Origin of the sequence: Microvirga sp. KLBC 81 (assembly GCF_003075415.1) — a bacterium.
In the GTDB taxonomy this organism is placed as follows: domain Bacteria; phylum Pseudomonadota; class Alphaproteobacteria; order Rhizobiales; family Beijerinckiaceae; genus Microvirga.
The window spans coordinates 1-3,502 of record NZ_QDAH01000183.1 but is presented as its reverse complement, the minus strand read 5'-3'; the positions used below and the strand labels follow the sequence as shown (position 1 = coordinate 3,502).

The window sequence follows — 3,502 nt, the reverse complement described above, 5'->3', positions numbered from 1 at the left end:
GGGCCAGATCGCCGGCACCAGAGCGGAGTATGCCCTACGCAACCGTGCGCTTGCCGCCCTCCCGCTTGCAGCCGACAGTTTGAAAGCGGACGTCGAGAAGCAGAGATTGATTCCGCTGATCCTGGCCCGCGACGGTGCGGTTCAGGAGATGTTTTGCAGTCCGAGCCCTGCCAAGGAAGCCGCGCTCGACGACAAGCTTCGCGGCATTGCCCGCGACGCCATGGCTTCCGTGGTCTATGTCATCAACACCGAGGGCATAGCGATTGCCGCGAGCAACGCCGGCGAGCCGACCAGTTTCGTCGGCAACGACTACCGCTACCGCCACTACTTCACCGAGGCGATGGCAAATGGCACGGCCACGCAATATGCGCTCGGCACAACCAGCGCGCGCCCGGGCCTATACCTGGCGAGCCGGGTTGATGGGTCGGAGGGTCCGCTCGGCGTGGTCGTGGTGAAGGTGGAGCTCGACCGGGTCGAGTCGAGCTGGAGGGAGAGCGGCTTCGTGGTCTTCACGACGGATGAGCGCGGCGCTGTCCTTGCGACGAGCGTGCCCCAATGGCGTTTTGGCGCTCTCTCACCTCTTTCCGAAGAGGAGACGGAAACCACCCGAGATCGTCTGCAGCTATCAGGCGCGACTTTCAAGCCGGTGCCGCTTTCCCAGCGTGGCGGCAACATGGTCACCGCAAGTCCTGCGGGCAGATCAGCCGGCTTCGTTGCGGTTTCGCAGGATCTTGGGAAAGCAGTTCCGGGCTGGCGTCTTTCCCTGCTCATTCCTGCTGACGCTGAGATTTCATCGGCGGCAATAACGGGCCGCGTAACGACATTGCTTGCCCTCATTCTCCTTGGATTCGCCGTTGTCGTCATTGTCCGACGGCGGCGGGCGATCCGACAGCGGCAGGAAGCACTTGCGCGCATGAATACCGAACTCGAGTACCGCGTCAATCTGCGCACGGCGGATCTCCGCCGCACAAACGAAGCGCTCGCCCACGAGATCGCCGAGCGCGAGAACGCCGAGGCGAGGGTGCGCCGCCTGCGCGATGAACTCGCCCAGGCAAACCGGCTGTCTATTCTTGGGCAGATCGCGGCCGGGGTCGCCCACGAGATCAACCAGCCGGTGGCAGCGATCCGAACGTATGCTGAAAGTGCCGCGCGCCTTCTTCAGAACGGCCAGTCGCAAGACACCGCTGAGAATATGAGCTCGATCGTCGCCATGACCGGCAGGATCGGGTCAATTACAGAAACGCTGCGGTCCTTCTCCCGCCGCGCGACCGGAGCGATATGGCCGTTACCAGCGGAAGAGGCGATTGATGGTGCGCTTTCGCTCCTGTCAGGCCGAATCCGCGATTCCGGGGTGATGATCGAACGAACGCGGACCGACTCGTCTCCAATGGTGATGGCAAGCCGCATCCGGTTGGAGCAGATCCTCGTCAACCTTCTTCAGAATGCGCTCGACGCGTTGGAGGACCAACCGGAGCCCCAGGTCGAGATCGCGCTCACCGCGAAGGAAGAAATGGTTGCAATTTCCGTTCGGGATAACGGTCCCGGCCTTGCCCCCGACATCCGCCGGAACCTTTTCATGCCGTTCACCACCAATAAGGAAAAAGGCCTCGGTCTTGGCCTGGTCATTTCAGAAGAGATCGCACGGGAGCTCGGCGGCTCACTGCGGCTCGATACGAACCATGACAAAGGGGCTTCCTTCACGGTCGAGCTGAGGCGTGCGGCATGAGTGCTGAAAAAGGACGGGTTATTTTTGTGGACGATGACGAGGATCTGCTACGGGCAGCCAAGCAGATGCTGGAGCTTGCCTGCTTCGTTCCGATCCTTTTCCGCTCGGCCGAGACGGCGCTCGCCACGATAGATAAGGATTTCGAGGGGCTTGTAGTGAGCGACATTCGCATGCCCGGAATGGACGGACTCCAGCTCTTCGAGCGGGTGAAGGCGATCGATCCGGATATTCCAATCGTCCTCATCACCGGACATGGCGATGTCGAGTTGGCCGTTGCGGCCATCAAGGACGGCGCCTACGATTTCATCCCGAAGCCATATGCGACGGAGCGACTTCTAGAGACGCTGCATCGTGCTTCGGAGAAACGGCACCTGGTTCTGGAAAACAGGCGTCTAAAGGACGCGGTCGCCCGATCCGCTGGCGATATGCCGCTCATCGGCGAGGCGCCGGCCATGAAGCGGCTGCGCAAAACGCTTCGCCAAATCGCCGATACCAACGTGGACGTCCTCGTGGAAGGTGAAACAGGCACCGGCAAGGAGGTGGTCGCCGCGCTGCTGCACCGGTGGAGCAACCGGCACGCGAAACCCTTCGTCGCGTTGAATTGCGGCGCGCTCCCGGAAAGCGTCATCGAGAGCGAGCTTTTCGGACATGAGGCAGGCGCCTTCACGGGAGCACAGAGGCGCCGGATTGGGCGGATCGAGCATTCAAACGGTGGGACGCTCTTCCTCGATGAAATCGAGTCTATGCCGCCCCCGCTTCAGGTGAAGCTGCTCAGGGTGCTCGAAACCCGGCAGATCACGCCGCTCGGCACCAATGAAACCCGAAGCATCGACCTTCGTGTCGTCGCCGCGACGAAGGTCGATCTCGGCGATCCAGCGACCCGCAGGGATTTCCGGGAAGACCTCTATTTCCGGCTGAACGTAGTGACGTTGCGCATCCCGCCGCTTCGCGAGCGCTCCGAAGACATTCCGGCGCTTTTCGGCCACTTCCTGGAGCGTGCATCGAAACGCTTCGGCCAGCCGGTGCGGGAGATGACCGCGGCCGTGCGCGACCATCTCATGGGCCACAAGTGGCCCGGCAATGTTCGCGAACTCGTTCATTTTGCCGACCGTGTCGCCCTGGGGCTCGAACCGGAATTGGAAACCTCGGTTGTATCGACTCAAAAATGCGTGACTGCACCAAGCCTAAGTCTTGCTGAAAAGGTGCGCCGTTACGAAGCAACTGTAATTCACGAAGCCTTGCAGGAACATCGCGGCGATATGCAACAAGTGATCGAAACACTTGGAATCCCTCGCAAAACTTTCTACGATAAATTGAAACGCCACGGGATAAACTCGGCCGATTATCAAAAGAATCGCTAGTGTTCGAAACCTTCTTGAACTTGCACGTCGCGGAAAGGCTGCGATGATGTGTTGACGCCAGCGCATTGGAATCGTTAAAGCCACTTGTGCCGAGTGTCACGCTATTTTGCCTCAACCCTTACTGTAACCCTTGAAGTATAACCGCCAGACCGAAGCGCCGACGGCAATATTGCCTTTCTGGCCAGGTATTTTCTTCTCATTTTGGGCCTGCAGCTCGCTCGCTTCGGAACAACGGTCTACTCTCATGATTGTGGACAAGGGGTTTTGACATGGAGCGTCGGCCCGTCGCGTCGACGCGACGGCAGAGATGTGTACGGCGGATCCATGGTGCAGGAGGCGGGACGCCAACGTCGGTCAACAAACTCTCATCTGCGGGTTGACCCGCATGACCTTGCTGCGTTTGGGGCTACCTCGC

Annotated in this window: 2 protein-coding genes; both read left to right on the top strand. The window is 60.3% G+C overall.

Going from position 1 to position 3,502, the window contains the following annotated elements:
* A partial coding sequence (locus DC522_RS32820) for a sensor histidine kinase (protein WP_133239453.1) occupies positions 1-1,726 on the top strand: 1,726 nt, incomplete at its 5' end.
* Positions 1,723-3,087, top strand: a complete 1,365-nt coding sequence (locus DC522_RS32815; RefSeq protein ID WP_116532603.1) for a sigma-54 dependent transcriptional regulator — start codon at positions 1,723-1,725, stop codon at positions 3,085-3,087. The genes DC522_RS32820 and DC522_RS32815, both read left to right, overlap by 4 nt.
* Positions 3,088-3,502 lie beyond the last annotated feature (415 nt).